This is a genomic window from Bradyrhizobium iriomotense, assembly GCF_018129405.1.
Classification (GTDB): domain Bacteria; phylum Pseudomonadota; class Alphaproteobacteria; order Rhizobiales; family Xanthobacteraceae; genus Bradyrhizobium; species Bradyrhizobium iriomotense_B.
Genome location: NZ_JAFCLP010000028.1, coordinates 46,918 through 67,751 on the forward strand (window position 1 = coordinate 46,918; position 20,834 = coordinate 67,751).

16 protein-coding genes are annotated in these 20,834 nt (G+C 65.2%); 6 read left to right on the plus strand and 10 right to left on the minus strand.

The window, feature by feature from the left end; translation table 11 throughout:
* Window positions 1-4: 4 nt before the first annotated feature.
* On the minus strand, window positions 5-454 hold the full coding sequence (locus JQ592_RS35100; RefSeq protein WP_211407279.1) for a host attachment protein: 450 nt from the start codon (window positions 452-454) through the stop codon (window positions 5-7).
* Window positions 455-692: 238 nt separating this feature from the next.
* Between JQ592_RS35100 and JQ592_RS35105 the strand changes: the two genes are divergently transcribed.
* Window positions 693-1,220, plus strand: coding sequence for an Hsp20/alpha crystallin family protein (locus JQ592_RS35105; protein WP_211407280.1), 528 nt, complete (start codon window positions 693-695; stop codon window positions 1,218-1,220).
* Between the two features lie 67 nt (window positions 1,221-1,287).
* Here the strand turns inward: JQ592_RS35105 and JQ592_RS35110 are convergent, their stop codons facing one another.
* Window positions 1,288-2,958 (minus strand): tannase/feruloyl esterase family alpha/beta hydrolase, encoded by a 1,671-nt coding sequence (locus JQ592_RS35110; RefSeq protein ID WP_211407281.1) that lies wholly within the window; start codon window positions 2,956-2,958, stop codon window positions 1,288-1,290.
* Window positions 2,959-3,240: 282 nt separating this feature from the next.
* On the opposite strand from JQ592_RS35110, the gene JQ592_RS35115 reads away from it, so the two are divergent.
* The 4 genes from JQ592_RS35115 (at window position 3,241) to JQ592_RS35130 (ending at window position 7,718) form a co-directional block, all read left to right on the plus strand.
* A complete protein-coding gene (locus JQ592_RS35115; RefSeq protein WP_211407282.1) occupies window positions 3,241-4,299 on the plus strand; it encodes a toxic anion resistance protein in 1,059 nt (352 codons plus the stop codon).
* Window positions 4,300-4,362: 63 nt separating this feature from the next.
* Window positions 4,363-5,952 carry a vWA domain-containing protein gene (locus tag JQ592_RS35120; RefSeq protein WP_211407283.1) on the plus strand — a complete coding sequence of 530 codons (1,590 nt, stop codon included), beginning with the start codon at window positions 4,363-4,365 and terminating at the stop codon, window positions 5,950-5,952.
* A complete protein-coding gene (locus JQ592_RS35125; protein ID WP_211407284.1) occupies window positions 5,953-6,609 on the plus strand; it encodes a 5-bromo-4-chloroindolyl phosphate hydrolysis family protein in 657 nt (218 codons plus the stop codon).
* A complete protein-coding gene (locus JQ592_RS35130) occupies window positions 6,609-7,718 on the plus strand; it encodes a hypothetical protein (RefSeq protein ID WP_211407285.1) in 1,110 nt (369 codons plus the stop codon). The genes JQ592_RS35125 and JQ592_RS35130 overlap by 1 nt, the downstream gene beginning before the upstream one ends.
* Window positions 7,719-7,742: 24 nt before the next feature.
* Here JQ592_RS35130 and JQ592_RS35135 read toward each other — a convergent pair whose 3' ends face one another.
* The 8 genes from JQ592_RS35135 to JQ592_RS35170 all read right to left on the minus strand — a co-directional run bounded on the left by JQ592_RS35135 (window position 7,743) and on the right by JQ592_RS35170 (window position 19,230).
* Entirely contained in the window at window positions 7,743-9,197 is a 1,455-nt protein-coding gene (locus JQ592_RS35135) for a GntP family permease (RefSeq protein ID WP_211407286.1), read from the minus strand.
* 3 nt (window positions 9,198-9,200) lie between these two features.
* Window positions 9,201-10,220 (minus strand): patatin-like phospholipase family protein, encoded by a 1,020-nt coding sequence (locus tag JQ592_RS35140; RefSeq protein WP_211407287.1) that lies wholly within the window; start codon window positions 10,218-10,220, stop codon window positions 9,201-9,203.
* Window positions 10,221-10,330: 110 nt separating this feature from the next.
* Complete coding sequence (gene serA / locus JQ592_RS35145; protein WP_211407288.1) at window positions 10,331-11,575, minus strand: phosphoglycerate dehydrogenase; 1,245 nt, start codon at window positions 11,573-11,575, stop codon at window positions 10,331-10,333.
* 297 nt (window positions 11,576-11,872) lie between these two features.
* A complete protein-coding gene (locus JQ592_RS35150) occupies window positions 11,873-13,105 on the minus strand; it encodes a rhodanese-like domain-containing protein (protein WP_211407289.1) in 1,233 nt (410 codons plus the stop codon).
* Between the two features lie 96 nt (window positions 13,106-13,201).
* The gene (locus JQ592_RS35155) at window positions 13,202-14,512 is read right to left on the minus strand and encodes a DUF1963 domain-containing protein (RefSeq protein ID WP_349630520.1); all 1,311 of its coding nucleotides are present in this window, start codon (window positions 14,510-14,512) and stop codon (window positions 13,202-13,204) included.
* 97 nt (window positions 14,513-14,609) lie between these two features.
* The gene (locus JQ592_RS35160) at window positions 14,610-15,806 is read right to left on the minus strand and encodes a PepSY-associated TM helix domain-containing protein (RefSeq protein ID WP_211407290.1); all 1,197 of its coding nucleotides are present in this window, start codon (window positions 15,804-15,806) and stop codon (window positions 14,610-14,612) included.
* Window positions 15,807-15,808: 2 nt separating this feature from the next.
* A complete protein-coding gene (locus tag JQ592_RS35165) occupies window positions 15,809-18,145 on the minus strand; it encodes a TonB-dependent siderophore receptor (protein WP_211407291.1) in 2,337 nt (778 codons plus the stop codon).
* Window positions 18,146-18,345: 200 nt separating this feature from the next.
* A complete protein-coding gene (locus JQ592_RS35170) occupies window positions 18,346-19,230 on the minus strand; it encodes a dihydrodipicolinate synthase family protein (RefSeq protein ID WP_211407292.1) in 885 nt (294 codons plus the stop codon).
* Between the two features lie 179 nt (window positions 19,231-19,409).
* Between JQ592_RS35170 and JQ592_RS35175 the strand changes: the two genes are divergently transcribed.
* Window positions 19,410-20,822: an FAD-binding oxidoreductase gene (locus JQ592_RS35175; RefSeq protein WP_211407293.1), complete on the plus strand. Its 1,413-nt coding sequence runs from the start codon at window positions 19,410-19,412 to the stop codon at window positions 20,820-20,822.
* Window positions 20,823-20,834 lie beyond the last annotated feature (12 nt).

Consider the following 20,834-nt stretch of genomic DNA (forward strand, 5'->3'; position numbering starts at 1 on the left):
CACTCTAATACTCGACCGCCAGATGCCGGGCGATTTCGCCGACCGGAAATCCGGTCAGGTTCTTGGATAGCTCGCCGACGATGCGCGCCTTGACGTCGGCGTGAAAGGCATTGCGCAAGTCCGCGAGCGCCCTCGGCGGTGCGACGACCACGATCGCCTTGACGTCGCGCTCGCGCACGAGCCGCTCCATTGCGCCGGCGACACGCTGCGCGAATCGATGCTCCTCGATGCAGTGCCAGTCGGCATTCTCTACGGCTACCCTTTCCCCGGTGGGCTTGTTCACCCGGCCGGGACGATCGGTGCCCTGCTCTCGCGTAGGCGGATTGTCGTCCTTGAAGACGTCTTCGGTCTTCAGATCCGGATGCAGGGGATTTCCGTCGTTGCGCAGGAACAGGGCCTTGCGGCCATCGCCGACGAACACGAACGCGTTGTGAGGAATGATCAGACCGCCCATGTCCGACGCTCCAACGTTGGCACCCAGCATTCAAACCTTTCTTCGAGACCTGGTTGATTCAAATCAACGCGAGCTTCCCGCGCTAAACGGTACGCAGTCCTTACCAATGTCGGAGCACGGGAACCGCGATACATCCGATCTCGCGCTTTTCAAATTTGAGAGAAATCAACGACGGGTCGTGGGCACCGGGAGAGAATTTCCTGCATGGACCAAGCTCCATTTTCTAAGGAGAAAGATCATGGCAAGCGAAACCAAGCTCCCTGTCACCAAGAAAGCCAACGAACCCGCATTCGCAAGCGAAGCGTGGCGACCGTTCGAGACGCTCCGCAAGGAAGTTGACCGGCTCTTCGAGGATTTCGGCGGCGACGATTTCTGGCGCCGGCCCTTCCGCTCGCTCGCCGGCTTCGAACGCAACCTCGCGCAGAAGCTCGCCTCCACTCCGGCCGTCGATGTCGCCGAGAGCGACAAGGCTTATGAGATCACAGCCGAATTGCCCGGGATGGACGAGAAGGACATCGAAGTGAATGTCGCCAACGGTGGGCTGACCATCAAGGGCGAGAAGAGGGTGGAAAAAGAGGAGAAGCAGAAGGATTACTACGTCTCCGAACGCCGCTATGGCTCCTTCGAGCGCTATTTCAGGCTGCCCGAGGACGTCGAAGCCGACAAGATCGAGGCGTCGTTCAAGAACGGCGTGCTCAAGGTGACGCTGCCCAAGACCGCCGAAGCGCAGAAGCCGGCCAAGAAGATCGTGGTCAAGGCAGCCTGACGATGAGTTCAAGCGGGGCTGCCGTGACCGGCAGCCCGCGCATTTCTCTCCCAACTGGCGCGCTCGCTCACTGCGCGCAGAAATAGCTCGACGCCTCCGTCACCGACCCCGCCTTGTAGTGCGGCCAAGCCGGCCAGCGGCACAGTGGCAGCGCGCGGACGATAGGGAACGCCGGCGCTTCGACCTTCTGCTCGGTCACTTCGAGGTCGCCCGGTGCCTTGTCCTTCTCGACCCAGTCGACCAGCACGCTGAGCATGTCGACATTGGCGGGCGCCCCGGAGCCGACATGATCGACGCCGGGCGCGGTGTAGAGCCGCGCGAACTGCGCCGTCGTCGCCGTACCCATCAAGCGCTCGACGTTCTCGAAATAGCGGATGCCGGCGTAGGGACTCTGCGCATAGTCGGCCATGTGCTCAAGGATGATCAGCTTGCCCTTGCGCTCGCGAAAGCGGCTGAGATCGGGATTGGTCGAATCCATCAGGCCGGAAACCTCGAGCAGCCGCGCCTTGTGGTCCTCGGGTTTGTAGGTAGTGACGTCGAGCTTGGGATCGCGTGCGAACACATATTGAATGCCGCCGGCGCCGTAGATCCAGGCGATGCCGTTGTTGGGCGCGGGCGGCTGCGCCGGCGGGGCGGTACCGAGCCACCACGCGGTCCAGCCGCCGGTCGGGCCGATAGCCGGCGTGTCCTCGCCCGACACGCCCCAGCCCGGATAGTCGTCGAGGCCGTTGGCGAGCACGAACGGAAATTTGTAGGTCGCGTGCAGCGTGTTGATCGCCTTGATCTGCGGATCAGTGAGGCACTGATCGCCGCTCTTGCCGCCCCCGCAACGCAGCGTCTCGACCTTGAACACTGCTTTGCAGGTGACGGGATCCTGCACCAGCGCATCGTCGGAGCCGTCAGCCTTGTCGCACGCCGCCCGCACGGCCTCGCCGACGAGCTTGACCTGCGCCGGATTGATCCAGCCCTCACCCATGCTCGCAAGCCCCGAGCGCGTGCCGGCATGCTGCAGGCCGACCCAGTTGATGACGGGCACGCGGGCGAAGATGCCGTCGAAATCGTCGGGATATCGCTGGGCCATGGTGAGGCCTTCGCGGCCGCCCTCGGACGAGCCCATGAAATACATCTTTTCGGGCTTCTTGCCGTAGGCGCGCTCCATCAGCGTGACGGCCGCGTCGCGCACCCTCTTGTAGGCGCGGTGGGCAAAATTCTCGAAGGCCTCGTCGTTGAGCGCGAAAACTTGCGGCGGCTCGCCCGGTTTGGTCTCGTGGCCGGAGTCGGTGCCGTAGGTGACGAAACCGCGCGCGAGCGGCGCCGGCTTGTCGAAGGGATAGGCCGGCGGCAGCGCCAGGCCGGTGATCAGCACGCCATTGAAGCCGCCGCCGCCATATTGCACCGAGCGCCCGTTCCATTCGACCGGCAGGTTGACCTGGAATTTGATCGGCGGCGCCTTGGAATCGACGGGATCGATATGGCCGAGCACCTTGCAGAAGGCAGGATTGGCGGGCGTGACGCGCCCCGATGGCGTCGGGCCGCGCTCGGCGACAGCGAGAGGCGATGGCGACTGGAACGTCGCGGCATCGATCTTCACCGAATCAAGCGCGCCGACGAGACCTTTGCAGACCGCGTCCGCATCCTCGGCGAGCGTCGCTGCCCACGCCGTTCCTGTCGCCGTCACGGCCGCAGCAGCCCCGAGCCACGCAAATAGTCTCGCAATCCTGCGCCCCATCGTTTCCATCCCCATTGCGTTGTTAGAGTTCAGCCGAACAGGCCGATCGATTCAATGCAACTCGCTGCCCGCCGTCAATCGTCGCGGCACTTGCCGCGCATACCGGCGCCGGTAGGGGCTGGCCCGTAAAGATTTGAACCTAATGTGAAATTTTGTCCCATCACCGAACTTGGGCGGCCGCTCCGCCGACCAAGGCACAGGGTGTCATCAATTTGTCAGACGCGGCGGGCTTTCCTGCTGGAACTTTAGGGCCATGTTATCCTGGCCAAGGCAAGAACCAAGGAGCGAGTGGTGAGCGAAACGATCAATGTCCCGGCGCTGCCAACCGACGCGTCGGCGGTCGCGCGCATCAAGTCCGAGATCGACATTTCGGATCGCTCGCGCCTCGTCACGTTCGGCGAGCGGGCCCAGCGCTCGGTGGTCGAGTTCGCCGACCGCATCCTCGCCCAGACCCAGAACCGCGAGCTCGGCGCCACCGGAAAGCTGCTGACGGACATCCTCGGCAAGGCGCGCGGGCTCGATCCGGCCGACCTCAAGGACAAGGGCTTCCTGGCCCGCCTGTTCTCGTCGGCGGAGGCGCGCCTGCGCCGCTTCACCGAACAGTTCAACGACGTCGCCTCGCAGATCGACCGCGTCTGCGTCGAGCTCGACCGCAACAAGGAGGTCCTGCGCCGCGACATCGCCCTGCTCGACGATCTCTACGAACAAACCCGCGGCGCGCTCGGCCAGCTCGATATGCACATCGCCGCCGGCAAGGCCTTCACCGAGGAATTCCGCGGCGGCAAGCTCGTCGAGATGGAGCGGACCGCGAAGGCGCAAGGCGCCGGCAGCGACGCGATGCTCGCCGCGCAGACCTATCAGGACGCGCTCCAGGCGCTCGACCGGCTGGAGAAGCGCGTCTTCTATCTGCAGCAGGCGCGCCAGATCGGCATCCAGCAGCTGCCGCAGATCCGCATCGTCCAGTCCGGCGACGAGACGCTGATCGAGAACCTGCAGGCCACGACCGAGCTGACGATCCCGGTGTGGAAACAGAAGATGATCCTGCTGCTCGGCCTCAACCGGCAGAAGTCGGCGCTGGAGCTGCAGAAGACGGTCACCGACGCGACCAACGAGATGATGCGCCAGGCATCCGAGATGATGAAGACCCAGGCGATCGAGATCGAGAAGCAGTCGCAGCGCGGCATCGTCGACATCCAGACCCTGGAGAAGACCAACCGGGACCTGATCGACACCATCGCCGGCGTGCTGACGGTGCAGGAACAGGGCCGCACCAAGCGCGCCGAGATCGAGCATCGGATGGCTGAACTGACAGACGAATTGAAGTCCGCAATATCCAAGGCTGCGCCTTGATGCGTGCCGCGTAACGATTTTTCCATGACTTCTGCATAAGGGCTGCTGCATGAAGGCTCGCGCATGAGGAATTTCCGCTTCCTGCGGCGCCCGCTGGCGCTGCTCGCGGCAGTGCCGCTGCTTGCCGCGCTGCTGTCGGGCTGCGGCGGGCCGGGGCCGCAATTCACCATCCTCTCGGGTTCGGAGAACGACATTCTCGAGCCGCTGGTGCAGGAGTTCTGCAAGTCGCGCAACGCGACCTGCACCATGCGCTATCAGGGTTCGCTCGACATCGCCCTCGCGCTGAAGGCCGGCGATCCCGGCGCCGATGCGGTGTGGCCGGCCGCCTCGATCTGGATCGACATGTTCGACACCACGCGGCGCGTGAAGATGGTCAAGTCGATCGTGCAGATGCCGGTCATTCTCGGCGTCCGCCGTTCCAAGGCGCAGGAACTCGGCTGGATCGGCGCCAAGGTGACCGCCAAGGACATTCTCGGTGCCGTCGAGGGCGGCAAGCTGAAATTCCTGATGACGTCGGCGACGCAATCGAATTCGGGAGCGGCCGCCTACCTTGCGATGCTCGCGGCCGGCATCGGCAAGCCCGACCTGATCGAGGCCGGCGATCTCGACAAGCCCGAAGTGCTGGCGACGGCGCGCGGCCTGCTGAAAGGCGTCGAGCGCAGCGCCGGCTCCAGCGGCTGGCTCGCCGACCTCTATCGCGACGGCGAGCGCAGCGGCGCGCATTACCAGGCGATCTGGAACTATGAGGCCGTCATCAAGGAGACCAACGACAAGCTGGTCGCCGACAACCGCGAGCCGCTCTATGCGATCTACCCCGCCGATGGCGTGGCGGTCGCCGATTCGCCGCTCGGCTTCGTCGATCGCGGCCGCGGCAAAGAGGTCGAGAGCTTCTTCGCCGACCTTCAGGCCTTCCTGCTCAACGGCGATGCGCAAGGCAAGATCGCCAAGACCGGTAGGCGGGTCGAGATCGGCCGCGCCACGCCGCTTCAGGCCGATCCGAAGACGAACCTCGATCCGTCCCGCCCCGTGACGGTGATCCGTCCGCCGGAGCCTGCGGTGATCCAGAAGGCGCTCCTGATCTATCAGGAGGCGCTGCGCCGGCCCTCGCTGACCGCGCTCTGCCTCGACGTCTCCGGCAGCATGCAGGGCGCCGGCGAAACGCAACTGCTCGACGCTATGCGCTTCCTGCTCACTCCGGCGCGCACCCGCGAGGTGCTGGTGCAGTGGACCAAGTCGGATGAGATCCTGGTGCTGCCGTTCAGCGATCACATCCTCTGGACGGCGCGCGCGAGCGGCGACGAAAGCGAGCAGACCAGCCTGCTCGCCCGCGCGCTCGAATTGCGCGCCGGCGGCGGCACGGATTTCTACACTTGCGCCGCGCAGGCGCTCGCTGCCATGAAGCCGCGGCTCGGCGACGGCCAGCATCTCCCGGCCATCGTCATCATGACCGACGGCAAGAGTCAGGGCTATATGTCGACATTCGAGGCGGCTTGGCGTGCGGATGGCCATCGCGTACCGGTGTTCGGCGTGACATTCGGCTCCGAGGTCGATCGTAGCCAGCTCGACAATCTGGCAAAACTGACCGGAGGGCGCGTGTTCGACGGCAGCAAAAGTCTCACCGACGCGTTCCGCGCCGTACGAGGGTACAACTGAATGGCCGCAACGCCGTCCGGGCTTGGCTGGATCGCGGGTGGGGTGGCAGCCGCAGCGCTGCTGCCGTCGCTGGCGATCGGGCTCGGCATGCCATTCCTGATCGCGCTCGCGATCAGCGCGGCCGCCGGCGGCGGCATCGTCGTGGCTCTGGCGCCGAGAAACCGGTTCGCGGCGCTGGAGGCCGGCGGCATTGCCCGCGGCAAGATCGAATTCGCAAACGAGTTGCTGACTGAAGCCGAGCCGCTGGCCGAGCGCATGGAGGACGCCGCATCGGCGATCCGCACCCGCGCGGTCGCCGATCGCATCCGTCATCTGGTGAAGGTCGCGCGGGACATTTTCGCCGCCATCGAGCGCGATCCGCTGCGGCTGGACCGCGTGCGGCGGTTCCTGACCTACTATCTGCCGCGCGCGGCAGAGATCGCCGAAGCTTACCGGACGCTGGAGAAGAGTCCCGTGCCGGACACCGCGCGGCTGGCGGCCATCGGCGAGATGATCGACCGGCTGGACGGCGCCTTCACCCGCTATGCCGCCAATCTCCAGGACGCCGATCTCGACAAGCTGGACATCGAGCTGAAGCTGTTGAAAAGCTCGCTCGACGAGGACATCGGCCCGACGCCGCCGGCGGCCCCGGTCGAGACCAAGAGAGGAACCTCCTGATGGCTATCTCGCGCCGCGCCTTCGGCATCGGCCTCGTCGCCGCGAGTGCGGCGGCGACTGGCGGCTATGTTTACCTGCGCGAGCACCCCGAGATCGCCGGCCGCTTCGGCGAAGCCAAGCGGCTGTTCGGCTTTGCCGGCGGCGAGAAGGAAGGGTTTCTCGCCAACGCCCGCGTCAAGAACACGCTGGAGCGCCGCTTCGGTCTCGTCCTCGACGGCCGCCGCGCGGGCTCGGTCGAGATGGTGCGCGAGCGCGCCCTGCTCGACCAGAAGCCGCAATTCCTGTGGCCGTCGTCGTCGGTGCTGGTCGAGGTGGCACGTTCGTCCGGCGTCAAGATCTCCCGCGACCAGGTGATCTTCAACTCGCCGATCGTGCTCTATTCCTGGGACCGCATCGCCGACGGCCTCGTGAAGGGCGGCATCGCCCAGCCCGCCGGCGGGCCGCGCTACACGGTGGACCTGTCGAAACTGCTCAAGGCCATCATCGCCGGCGAGAACTGGTCGGCGATCGGCGTCGCCGACCTGTTTGGTCGCGCCCGCGTGGTCTGCACCGATCCGAACAAGTCGAACTCCGGTTTCATGTTCGCCGGCCTTGCGGCCAGCCTGCTGTCCGGCGACGTCGTGATGCCCGACACGCTGAGCCGGATCGACGGCGATGTCGCCACCGTGTTTCGCCGCATGGGTTTCAAGCCGCCGTCTTCAGGCAAACTGTTCGACGACTACGTCGCCGGCGGCGCGGGCGCCCAGCCGCTGATCGTCGGTTATGAGAACCAGCTGGTCGAATGGGTGCTCCAGGATGCGGAGCGCTGGAAGCGGCTCGAGGCCAATGCGCCGGCCAAGCCCGTGATCCTCTATCCGCAGCCGACGGTGTTCTCGGCCCATCCGCTGATCAGCATCGAGCGCCAGGCCGACGACCTCATCGAGGCCCTGACCAGCGAGAGCCTGCTGGAAATGGCCTGGGAGGATCACGGCTTCCGCGGCCCGCTCGGCACCATCGGCAAGGCCCGCAACGCGCTTCTGCAATCGCGCCTGCTCGAACGGATCGACGCCGTGCTGCCAATGCCGGATGCGCCGGTCATGCTCGCCCTGCTGGACCGGCTGGCGGCGTAGGCAGCGCTCGCGTTCGCATCCGGCTCAGAACGATCCCAGCGCGCTGCCCAACGCGATCACAGCCACCAGCGCCAGCAACGACGTCACGATGCCCACCATGACGATGTCGAAATAGCTGTCGCGATGGGTCAGGCCGCAGATCGCAAGCAGGCTGACCACCGCACCGTTGTGCGGCAGGATGTCCAGCGTCCCCGAGCCGATCACCGCCACGCGATGCATCAACGCAAGGTCGATGCCGGTCCGCGCGGCAAGTTCGACATAGGTCGGGCCGAGGGCGTCGAGGGCGATGGTCAGGCCGCCCGACGCCGACCCGGTCAGCGCGGCCAGGATGTTGGTCGCGACGGCGAGCGAGACCAGCGGTCCGCCTTCGATCGCCAGCACCCAGTCGCGCACGATCGTGAACGCCGGCAGCGAGGCGACGACGGCGCCGAATCCGACGAGGCTGGCGACGCTGAACGCAGGCAGGACCGACGCATTGGCTCCGGCGTCCATGGTCCGGCGAAGCGCCGGCAGCCGCCCCCAGTTCAGCGCGATGGTGGTGGCAATGGCGGCCGCCAGCGCAACCGCGACCGACCACACGCCCGCGACGGCTGCAAGCGTCGTGTCACCAAAGCGCGGCTCGGCGAGATAGCTGACATCGAGCCGCGGCAACACCACGAGCGACATCACGAGATTGACGGTCACGACGACGACGAGCGGCGCGATGGCGCTCAGCACAGGTGAAGGCTTATCGCTGCGATGACCGTGCTGTAGCTCCGCCGGATCGAACTCGCGGGCGGTCGTCGCGCGCTCGCGCACGAGCTCGTCGGCGGCGGCCTGCTCGATCGCGCCCTCGGCATCGTCCCCGTAGCCTTCTCCGGCGCGGCGCGCCGCAGCTTCAGCGCGATGCAGCCACCATAGTCCCGTACCGAGCATGATGAGCGAGGCGACGATGCCGAGGCCCGGCGCGGCAAACGGCGTCGTCCCGAAGAACGGCATCGGGATCGCATTCTGGATCGACGGCGTGCCCGGCAGGGCCGACATGGTGAAGGTCGACGATCCCAGCACGATCGCGGCCGGGATCAGACGGCGCGGGATAGAAGCCGCGCGAAACAGCGAACGGGCCATGGGAACGATGACGAAGAACGCAACGAACAGGCTGACGCCGCCATAGGTGACCAGCGCGCCGGCGAGCACGACCGCCAGGATCACACGCCGCTCGCCGAGACGCTCCGCCATGAAGCTCGCGACCGACGTCACTGCGCCGCTGTCATCCATCAACTTGCCGAACACGGCGCCGAGCAGAAAGATCGGAAAGAACTGCGCCAGGAATCCCGCTGCGTTCACCATGAACACCTGGGTCAGGTTCGCGAGCAGCGGCTCACCGCCGAACAGCGCGGCAACGAGTGCGGCGAACGGCGCGAGCAGCAGGACGCTCCAGCCGCGGAAGGCGAACAGAACGAGGAGAGCGAGCCCGACGAGGAGGCCGAGGAGACCCATGCCTCAGCACTCCGACAGGAGGACGTCGAGATCGGCGGTCGAACGACGGCCGATCTCCGCACCGTGCTCGGCGAGGAAGTCGTCCGCAGCCATGCGCCCCTCGGCGCGCAGCATCGAGACGAACTCCCACTCCGCGTTGAGCTTCGAGGACGCCCCGAACTTCGCCAGCATGTCGCTCTTGACCCGGTGCGTCCGCATCTTCGCCCAGCGCGCACCTTCGCCGCTGCCGGGGTCGGCCGCCTGGCGCAGCAGCGCGATCATGCGCAGCTCCTTCATCAGCGGCGAGTTGAAGGAGATTTCGTTGAGCCGGTTGAGGATCTCCGCGGCCGTCCGCGGTTCCTCCAGCCGCTCGGTCGGATTGATCTGGACGAGAATAGTGTCGTGCGCGTCGCTCTCGCGGACCAGCGGCGTGATCGTCGGGTTGCCGGCGAAACCGCCGTCCCAATAGGGCTCGCCGTCGATCTCGATGGCGCGGAACATGGTCGGCAGGCAGGCCGATGCCAGCAGCACATCCGCCGTGATCTCCGCGTTGCGGAAGATACGGCCGCGCCCGGTGCGCACCCGCGTCGCGGTGATGAACAGCTGGATCGGCGAGCGGACGAGGCGTTCGAAATCGATGCTCTCGGCCAGCACCGCGCGCAGCGGATTGTAGCCGGTCGGATTGAGATCGTAGGGCGACAGCACGCGCGACATCAAATCGGTGAAGATGTAGAAGGGCGACGTGTCGAGGGTCCAGCGCCCCATCAAGCGGTCGAGCGGCGAGCGTTGCAGCGGGCTGAAGGCCGCGGCCTTCGAAACACGGCGCCAGTATCGGTCGAGCGCCTCGCGCGCGCCCTCGGCGCCGCCGGCCGTCCAGCCGTCCGCCAGCACCGCCGCATTCATCGCGCCTGCGGAGGTTCCGGAGATTGCGGCGATCTCCAGCCATTTCTCTTCCAGGAGGCGGTCGAGCACACCCCAGGAGAAGGCGCCGTGCGAACCGCCGCCCTGCAGCGCGAGATCAATCAGTACGGTGTCGCGTTCCATGGCGGACACTCACGCAACTGAAGTTCGAATTCGATGTGATTGGAACATGTCGAATTCGACCGCAGTGTGGGAGCAGTGGCCGCACAATGCAACCGGAACGTGGTGGCAGTCTAGTGCTCGAATACCAGCCGCGCGCCGACCGTGCCGTCGAGAGCGCGGATCTGCTGGAGCAATTCGCCAGAATCCTGGCCGCCGAGATCGGCGTCGAGCACGACGTAGCCGAGGTCGCCGGCGGTCTCCAAATATTGCGCGGCGATGTTGATGTCGCGCTGGAGGAAGACCTCGTTGAGCCGCCGCAGCATGCCCGGCACGTTGCGGTGGACGTGGCTGAAGCGCGCACCGGAGGGACGCAGGTGCAGCTGCACTTCCGGGAAATTCACCGCGCCCATGGTCGAACCGGTGATGAAATAGTCGACCAGCTTGCGCGCGACCTCGCCGCCGATGCGCTCCTGCGCCTCCTCGGTCGAGCCGCCGACATGCGGGGTGAGGATGACGTTGTTGAGGCCCTGCACCGGGCTCTTGAATCGCTCGGAATTCGAGGACGGCTCGACCGGAAACACGTCGATCGCTGCACCCGCGATGTGACCATCGCGCAACGCAGCCGCGAGCGCATCGAGATCGACCACGGTGCCGCGGCTGTTGTTGATCAGGAACGAGCCCGGCTTCATCGCCCGCAGCTCCTTCTCGCCGATCATGCCTGATGTCTCCGGCGTTTCCGGCACGTGCAGGCTGACGACGTCGCTCTGTGCCAGCAGCTCTTCGAGCTTCTCGACCGGTTCGGTGTTGCCGTGGCGGAGCTTGTCGGTGCGATCGTAGAAGATCACGCGCATGCCCATGGCTTCGGCAAGCGTCGAGAGCTGCGAGCCGATATTGCCGTAGCCGACGATGCCGAGGGTGCGGCCGCGCACCTCGCGGCTGCCGGCCGCCGACTTGTCCCAGCCGCCCTCATGGGCCGAGACCGAGCGGGGGAAGATCTGCCGCAGCAGCATCACGATCTCGCCGATCACGAGCTCGGCGACGCTGCGCGTGTTCGAGAACGGCGCGTTGAACACGGGAATACCGCGCTTGCGCGCCGCCAGCAGATCGACCTGGTTGGTGCCGACGCTGAAACAGCCGACAGCGAGGAGCCCGTCGGCGGCGGCGAGCACGTCGTCGGTGATCTGGGTGCGCGAGCGGATGCCGAGCAGCGACACACCTTTGAGCGCCCGGCGCAAATCCTCGCCGTCCAGCGCCTTGGTGAGCCGCTCGACATTGGTGAAACCCGCGCTCCTGAACAGGTCCACAGCGCTGTCATTGACACCTTCGAGCAGAAGCGCCTTCGCGCTCCGCTCAGGGCTTTGGCCTGGGGCTGGCATAGAATCTCCTGAAATGGCGGCTTTGCCGCAGCTCATAGACCGCGGACGAGGCCGAGCACAATAGGGTTTGGATACGGGGAGAAGATGGCGGGCGAGAAACGTAGGGAGGCACCGCTCTCAGCTCCATAGTCGTCCTGGCGAAAGCCAGGACCCATTACCCCCAGCGCCTATTGCCTGGCAATCTGGGGCCACGAGTCCCCCAGACAACGTGGGGCGGTGGTAATGGGTCCTGGATCAGCGCTCTCTCCGCTCGCTTGTCCAGGACGACGAAGACATTTTATCGTGCGGTACTCAGAGTCAAATCACATAAAACCCGTGCGTCCCATCGAGCCGGAGCTGCTCGACGAGGCCGTATTCCCAATCGAGATAGGCCTGCATTGCGGCTTGCGCGACGTCGGTGCCCTCATAGGGGCGGCGGTAACGGTGGGCCGGGTCGGGCTTCGGCAGCACCAGCGGCGGGCCGATTTCCAGCGCGCCGTCATAGCCGCCCTCGAGCACATAGACCTCCCAGCCCATCTGCGCGAGCCAGGATGCCGTCATGTCGGCGCGCACACTTTTGTCGTCGGTCAGGACCATGCGCGCGCCGCGCACCGGCGCGGCCATGTCGGTTTCCTGAACCAGCTGGCCGCCCGGATAATGACGGAAGCCCGGGAGATGGCCGGCGGCGTATTCCTCGGCGTCGCGCACGTCGAAGCGATAGAGCGTGCGATCGGTCTGCGCGACAAGCGCCGACATCTCGCCCGCACCGATGTGGCGGACACCGGCGCAATAGGCGACGTCGCGCGCATTGGCCGGACCGCCCTCGAACGATCCGATCGCGCCACGCCTGTCAGCACCGTGATTGAGTGCATGCCGCGCCAGCGTCCAGCCGATCGTGCCGTTGCGCAGCGCCCGCACCTTGTTCGGCACGCCGGCGTTGATCAGCGATTGCGTGCCGATGATCGAGCGGGTGCGGCCGGCGCAATTGACGATGATGGTGGTTTCAGGATCGGGCGCGGCCTGACCTGCGCGCAGCACCAGCTCCGCGCCGGGCACGCTGACCGAGCCCGGGATGTTCATGGTCGCGTATTCGTCGAAGCGGCGGACGTCGAGGATGGCGATGTTGGCCTTCTCCGCGATGAGCTTTGCCACCTCGTCGGCGCTGAGAGAGGGCGTATGGCGGCGCGCCTCGACCAGCTCGCCGAACGCCTTGGAATACGAGTTAACGTCCTCGAACATTTGATAGCCCGCTTCGCGCCAGGCCTTCAGCCCGCCGTCGAGCGCGCTGATATTGCTGTAGCCGAGCGCGGCAAGGCGTTCAGCGCCGGTCGCCACCAGCCCTTCCCCGTCATCATAGAGCACGATCGCCACGTCCTTGCGCGGCAGCCGCACCTCGGCCTCGACCGCGATCCGATCCGCGGCCATGTTGGCAGCGAACAGCGGATGGCCGGTGGCGAAGCCAGCCTCATGCCTGAGATCGAGCAGCGCGACCTCCTCGCGCAGAAGCAGCGCGCGGCGGATATCGGCGGAGGTGACGGTGGGGAGCTTCATCGCGTGGACCTTGAGAAGAGAGCCAGAAGCTTTTGAAGCATTGCGGCGGTGTTGGCCAGCGATATCGGAGACCAGGACAATTGCGCAGAGACCAAGCTAATCGCTCTCGAACGTTGCGGCGACCTTCGAGAAGTCGCGTTGGGCGAGTGCATCCCGATCGATCCAGAAATGAAGCACACCGCCGATATCGGAGTGCCAATTGAAGAAAGCAAGATCGCCTTCCATCTGAAGCAACAGCACGTCCTCCAAATGCACCTCGGTTGCCTCTTGCCAGGTGCTGCCGTATCCCAGCATTTGATGAAGCGCTGTATTGAAGTGGCGGTACTTGCCGTCGCGCTCGGTTGGCGTCTTCCAGTGATTCTGCCGCGCCAAATTCGCGACGTAGCTGGGAGGGGCGTGGTCGGAGATATCGACGTCCTGGGTCGCCATGCAGCGGATCGTATGGTTGATGGCGTTACCGAGATCGCCCGCGATTGTACTCACATATGTGGGCACCTTCCCGTCCAGCTCCTTGTAGGCATGCGCAACGTCGAACCACCAGGATCTGAAGCTCGCTTTTGATTCCGGATCAACGTCATCCATTGGTGTCAGCCCCCGGCAGCGCTCGAGCCACCCGATTGCACCAGCGCGAAGGCGCTTCAATTCCATGGTTGCCTCGTCGGTGAGCGGCTTGCCGTAGTATCCACCGGTCAGATCGCCTTGGACGTGGGACAACACCGATCGGACCACGTAGGTGATCAGAAGCCAGTTGAAGGGCCAGTCCTCGTCCTTCTCGTATTCGGTCAACCGTCGGAATTGAAGCAGATCGCTCTCATGCGGCTCTCCCGGACCGAGCGCCTTACACAATTCTTCGACCATAAGCTCACCTCCGACGGAGTCCTCCCGGAAGTAGAAGTCGCGGAATAGCCGGAAGGAGACGGGATACTTGAACTCGACCTTGGAATGGAAATCGAGATTGGGATCGAGCCATTTGACTTGGTAGTCACCGTTGGTGCCTGCCAGCGGCATCAGATCGGGCGGTGGCGCGCGGTCAGGATACGCGCTACCGTCCGTCGGGCTATAAAGTACGCGACAAGGTGGATGGCCTTCGCCGCAAAACACCGAACTACAGAAGAAATAAAGGGTGCCACGCGTCGGAAGCGGCGACCAGCCGGCTCCAGGCACTTCAGCCAAGTCAATTTGAGCCACGAATGTCAGCGCAACCGTTTCTAACTCTCGATATACCCTGACCTCTGCGGTCGGCCAATCAAATTGCGGCGGCAATTTGGGAAGTCCGCCGAAGAAGCTCCGCGCCGGGTACGTGAGCGGCACGGGCAGATCACTGCGTCTGACAAGAACAGCAGGCCGCGCCGTTTGTTCGATTTCGTCTCGCTCGGATCGCGCCATCGGGATCACCACAACTTTCACTTGAGCTTCGCCATCGAACCATTTGGCGAGGCCCCAGACAAGTCGCTGCGGTCGGCTGTGTGCGCAAGCTTCGTTGCGGCGCCTGGCGCGATGGCTATCACTCGCCCGGAACGAGGCGCCCGAGCGGCGGCTGCGCCGGGCGCCGCAGCCTGCGGCGCGACAGATAGAGCAAAATGCCGGTGACCGAGAACAGCGGCATCAGGGCCGCGGCGATCATGAAGGCGAGCTTGCCGGGCCAGCCCAGGACCGCGCCACGATGGATGTCGAGCACGTTGGCGATGATCTTCTCGCCGAACGTCTTGTCGGCATAGCGTTCCGCGGAGGTCAGCTGGCCGGTCACGGCATCGATGCGGAATTCATCACGCGTGGTGTCGAGCTTCGAATCCTTCGCCCACGACCGGATCCGTATCACCGTGCCGGGGCCGGGCGGCAGCGTCAGCAGAGCCCTGGCAAAGCGGCCGCCCTCCTCGCGCCGGAACGTCGTCCATGCCGGGTCGAACCCGATCGGCTGGGCCGGCTCGGAGCGGGCGGATGCGCGCGGCGCCTTTGCGGGCATCTTGGGCTGCATCTTCGCAGCACTGACCTCGGGGCGCGTCAGCAGCCAGACGACGCAGTCCTTGTACCAGTCGAACGAGTACCACAGGCCCGTGAGCGTCATCACCAGATAGACCGGGAGAACCCAGGTGCCGATGACCGCATGCAGCGAGCGATGCAGCCCGCGCCCGCTGAGCCCGAGATTGGGCCTCAGCCACATCTTCACGCTGCTCGCGCGGCGCGGCCAGCGCAGCACGAGACCCGAGATCAGCATGACGATCAAGCCGAGCGCGGCGACACCGGTGATCTGACGTCCCCAGCCCTTGGCATCGCCGGGGACCAGCAGCCAGCGATGCAGCCTGCGAACCGTCGCGAAAAACTCCTCGCCGCGCGGCGCCCCCAGCACCCGCGCATCATAGGGGTCGACATAGAGCGAATTCGGTCGCGCGCCCTGCTCGTCGCGCGCGAAGCGAACCCGCACGGCGGCAGCCGGATCGCTCGACAGCATGACGGCCGAGACCTGGCCGACATCCTGCCCCGCCTTCAACCGCGCGACCAGCTCGTCCGGCATCAGTGCCGGCATCTCGCGCGGTGCGACATGCATGATGCCGGCGTTGAGATGATCGACGATCTCGTCCTCGAAACTCATGACCGCGCCGGTCAGCGCGATCACGGCAAGCACCAGCGCGAGCACCAGGCCCGCGATGGAATGGACCTGAAGCAGGGCAGCCTTGATGGTGTGGCCCAGCCGCACAGCCATGACTAGAACTTCACCGTCGCCGACAACGACACGCGCCGGGCATCGCCGATGGCAACGCCCAGATTGTTTTGTGCGGACGTGTAATAGACGGTGTCGAACAGGTTCTTGACGTTGAGCTGATAGATCACCGGCAATGCTTGGTACTTCGTTTCATAGGTCGCGAACATGTCCGCAACCACGTAGGACGGAAGCATGAACGTGTTGAGCGCATCGCCCGGACGATCGCCGACATAGCGGGCGCCGCCGCCGACCCTGAGCTGGCCGGGGAGCGCCGTGCCAAAGTCGTAGACGAGATAAAGCGATGCCGTGTTCATGGCGGCGTTCTGCAGCCGTTTGCCGGAGTACGTCGGGTCTTCCGTCACCCGCGCATCGGTGTAGCCATAGCTGCCGATCATGCTCCAATTGTCGGTAAGCCTGCCGGTGACGTCGATCTCGAGGCCACGCGAGCGAACTTTGCCGGCCGCCGTGTAGACGTTCAGGCCGGTTGCGGTGTTGAGCTGGCTGACCAGCACATTCTGCTTTTCGATGTCGTAGACCGCGACAGTGCCCGAGAGGCGCTTGTCGAGATCGAATTTCAAGCCGGTCTCATACTGCGTGCCTTCCTCGGGGGCGATGTTTGATCCCAACACGACACCGCCGCCATTGCTCAGCGGCGCAATGGTCGAGTTCGGCTTCAGCGACTGCGAGTAGCTCGCATAGAGCGATATCTGGTCGGTCAGCTTGAAAATCGCTCCGCCGAGCGGGAGGACCGCGTCGGCCGACACGTTGCTGTTGGTGACGAAAGGTTTTCCGCGTCCTGCGATCTGGTCGTAGTCCATGTAGCGCACGCCGCCGACCAGTGCGAACCGCTCGGTCAGATGCAGCGTATCCTGGAAGAACAGCGACCACTGGCCGAGCTTGTCGGTCTGGGCGCTGTCGCTGTTCGACACAGTCGTGCCCGGCCCGATCAATCCGTAGACCGGGTTGTAGATATTGAAGGAGGGCGTTGTCTGCCGGATCAGGTTGTCGCGGTAGATGGTGCGGTACTGGCCATCTCCGCCAAAGAGCACCTCGTTGCGCATGTTGCCGAGCCAGAACCCGCCCGAGATGTAGGAGGTCCCATAGCTCGAATTGCTCAGCGAACCCTGCGTGCCGTCATTGCTGCGCGTCTCGACGCCTGTTTTGGCGTTGACGCCGGTGATGCGCAGCTGATTGGCGCTGAAGGTCTCGGTGTTGTAGCTGTAGGCCGCAGTGACCTTCCAGTCCTGATTGAGGCGATGCTCGACCGAGGCTTGGATCAGGTCGGACCTCCCCCACATGTTGTTGTAGGGCTCGTCGAGACGGCGTGTTGCCGGGATCGCCAGCGGTGCGCCGTTGATGAACGCTGTGCCGCGATCGAACGGATAAATGAACTCGCGGTGCTCGTAGTTGAGCTGCACAGTGGTGTCCTGGCCGTACCAGGCCAGTGACGGCGCCACCAGCATTTCCCTGTGGCGGCCGAAATTGCGCCAATAGTCCTCGCTGACGCCGTAGCCGATGAAGCGATAGGCGAGACCGCCGTCGCCGATCGGACCGGTGATGTCGAGCGCGCCGTCAGCGCCGCTGCGGTTGTTCGCGTAGGTCGAGCCTAGCAGCGTGACCGAGCCGTGCTGATAGAGCTCCGGACGCTTGCTGATGGTGTTGACGATGCCGCCGGGGTCCATGATGCCGTAGAGCAGCGAGGCCGGCCCTTTCAGCACCTCGACGCTCTCGACCGCAGCATTGAGGCTGCGCCCTTGCACCAGCGGCATGCCGTTGCGCATGATCGAGCCGTCGCGGTTATCGCCGAAGCCGCGGCGAATGACGGCATCCTGGGTGCCGGCGAGCGTATTGGTCTGGGTGATACCGGAGATGTTGATCAGTGCATCGTCGATGTTGCGCGGGAGTTGATCCTTCAACACCTGTTCGGGCACGATGTTGACGGACTGCGAGGTGTCGAGCGGCGAAGCGCCGCTGCGCAGCGTCGTCGAACTCGGCATCGCGCGATAGCCGAGCTTTGCGGCTTGCTGCGCGGCGGCTTCAGCGGCGGCGCGCTCCGAAAGCGTCGGCACCGCGGGTACGGGATTGCGACTGGACTGGCGGCGAGCGGCGGCTTGCGTGCGGCGTGGAGATCCCTCCGATGCACGTGCCGGCTTCGGCCGCGGCGCCGGTGCTTCCACCGTCACCGGCGGCAGCGCCGATTGCGCCTGTGCGCTTGCCGTGTTGGAGGGATATTCGATGAGCAGCACCGCTGCACCGATGAGAAGACCTGCACGGCTCTTGCCGGCACGGGTTCGATGGCCGCTGTCGCGCTGGCCATCCATGAAGGCACGCACTTTCATTCCACTTCAAGTCAAGAACGTTGAAGTGTGCGCGTGTAACAGCCGTCGAGATAGAGGAGAACAGTAGCCGGGCTTGAATCGCTCTAGTGTTGAATCATTCTAAGAGCAGGCCGGCGCTGAACAGCAATCATGAATTGCTGGTGCACCCTGTGCAACGCGCTGCACGCGAAATCGCGGCAGCGTGTCGCGATATTTCACGATCACGCGATGGCGGGAGCGATCAACTCGTCGAGCTTCCGCTTGAACGCGCTGCCGTCGGACAAGGCACGCAGCGGCGGGCGCACGCGCAGCCAGGATGCATCGCCCGTCTGCGCCGCGAGGATGGCCTTCAACGTCGCGAGGAACGACGGCGTCTTCAGCACCACGTCGATCGCCGCCTGCATGCGCCCCTCGACGTCCTTGCCGTCAACCATGCCCTTGACCAGGTCGGGCACGACATTGGCCATGCCGCAGATGGTGCCGGCGCCGCCCGCGGCGATCGCGCGGGTGATGTCGGCTTCGTTGCCGACGGTGATGGCGAGCTCCGGCGCCGCGGCGCGGAATGCCTGGAACTGCTTGAAGTCGCCGCTGGAGTCCTTCAGGCCGGCGACGATCTTGCCGTAGCGCTTGCGCAGGCTTGCGGCGACTCTCGTCGGGATCGCGACGCCCGAGACTTGCGGGATGTGATACAGCGAGGCGCGCAGGCGATCGTCGGCGACGCCGTCGATGATCGCGGCGAAGGCATCCTCGATGCCCTCAGGCGTGACGTTGCGATCGAAGTAGGGCGGCAACAGCAACACGTGGCGCAGGCCGAGGCCGAGCACGGCACGCGTCAGCGCGATGCTGTCGGTGATGGCAGGAAAGCCGCCGCCGATGCCGATGCGGTCAGCAGCGACGCCGGCCTTGAGCAGGGCTTCGATCGTCGCGACGCGCTCGGCGGCATTGAACGAGGTGCCCTCGCCGGTGGTGCCGAACAGCACGACGCCGTCGACGCGCTTGCTGAACAGCTGCTTCGCATGCGCCGCAAGCCTTGCGGCGTCCACGCTGCCGTCCGCCGCCAGCGGTGTTGCCGACGCCACCCAGAACCCGCGAATCGCCTCCGTCATCACACCACCCTTTGCTTGCTGCCGCCGACTAAGCCTCTGATCCCCAATGATCTTCTCTGCCGGACGGAACCTTGTTTTTGCTTTACTTTTGGTCTTGTACCTTACATACAAGGTCGGTGCAAACCCTTTCCACCGTCACGGCGCGCATGGGCGCAGCCGAATCCTTAAGGAGGTCTCGCATGAACATGGTGACCCCCATTGAACACCCTGACCAAGTGCTCGGCGCGTTGCGCGACAGGCTCGGCGCGGCGGCCGTGCTTGTTGGCGCGGACGTGCCGGCGCGCAATTGCAACGACTGGAGCGCGAGCCTGCCGCAAACGCCGCGCGCGGTGATCCGCCCGCTCGATGCGCAGGGCGTTGCCGAGGCGATTCTGACCTGCCGGCAGGCGCATCTGCCGTTCGTGCCGCAGGGCGGATTGACCGGGCTGTGCCGCGGCGCTTCGCCCGAAGCCGGCTGGGTCGCGATCTCGCTGGAGCGCATGACCGGCATCGAGGAGGTTGATCGCGCATCGATGACGATGACGGTGAAGGCGGGCACGCCGCTGGAGACAATCCAGAAGGCCGCCGATGAAGCCGGCTTCTTCTTTCCACTCGACCTCGGCTCGCGCGGCTCCTGCGCCATCGGCGGCAATCTCTCGACCAATGCCGGCGGCAACCGTGTGATCCGCTACGGCATGACGCGCGAGCTGGTGCTCGGTCTCGAAGTGGTGCTGCCCGACGGCACCATCATCACCAATCTCAACAAGTTGATGAAGAACAATGCCGGCTACGATCTGAAGCATCTCTTCATCGGCTCGGAAGGCACGCTCGGCATCATCACCCGCGTCGTGCTGAAGCTGTTCCCGAAACCGCGCTCGACCATGGCGGCGCTGTGCGCGCTGAAGGATTATGCGGCGGTGATCGCGCTGCTCGATGCCGCACGATCGGGGCTTGGCCCGCTGCTGTCGGCGTTCGAGGTGATGTGGCCGGATTATTGGGACGTCATCACAACGCGCGCCGGCGTGAAGCCGCCGGTCGCGGCAGGCCACGGCCTCTACGTGCTGGTGGAAGCGCAGGGCACCGACGAGAGCATCGATGCGCCGCGCTTCCAGAGCTGGCTCGAGGAGCTGATGGAGCGCGGGCTGCTGACTGACGCCGCCGTGGCGCAATCGCTGGCGCAGACGCAAGCCTTCTGGCGCGTGCGCGACATCTGCGCCGAGTTCGGCCAGGTGCTCGGCCCGCATATCTCCTACGACATCGGCCTTGCCGTGGCGCGCATGGACGAATTCGTCACGCGCTGCAAGGCGGCGCTCGCTCAGGGCATCAAGGGCTGCGAGAGCGTCTATTACGGCCATATCGGCGACGGCAATCTGCATCTGGTCTCCTGGGTCACCGGCCTCACGGTCGAGCAGCAGCCGAAGGAGGAGATGGACGCGATCATCTACGGTCTCGTCCGCGAGATGGGCGGCAGCGTCTCCGCCGAGCACGGCATCGGCACGCTGAAGAAGAAGTGGCTGGGCCATGCCAGGAGCGAGGCCGAGATCGCGCTGATGCGGACGCTGAAGGCGGCGCTCGATCCCGATCATCTGCTCAATCCCGGCAAGGTGATCTAAGTGGAAGCGCGC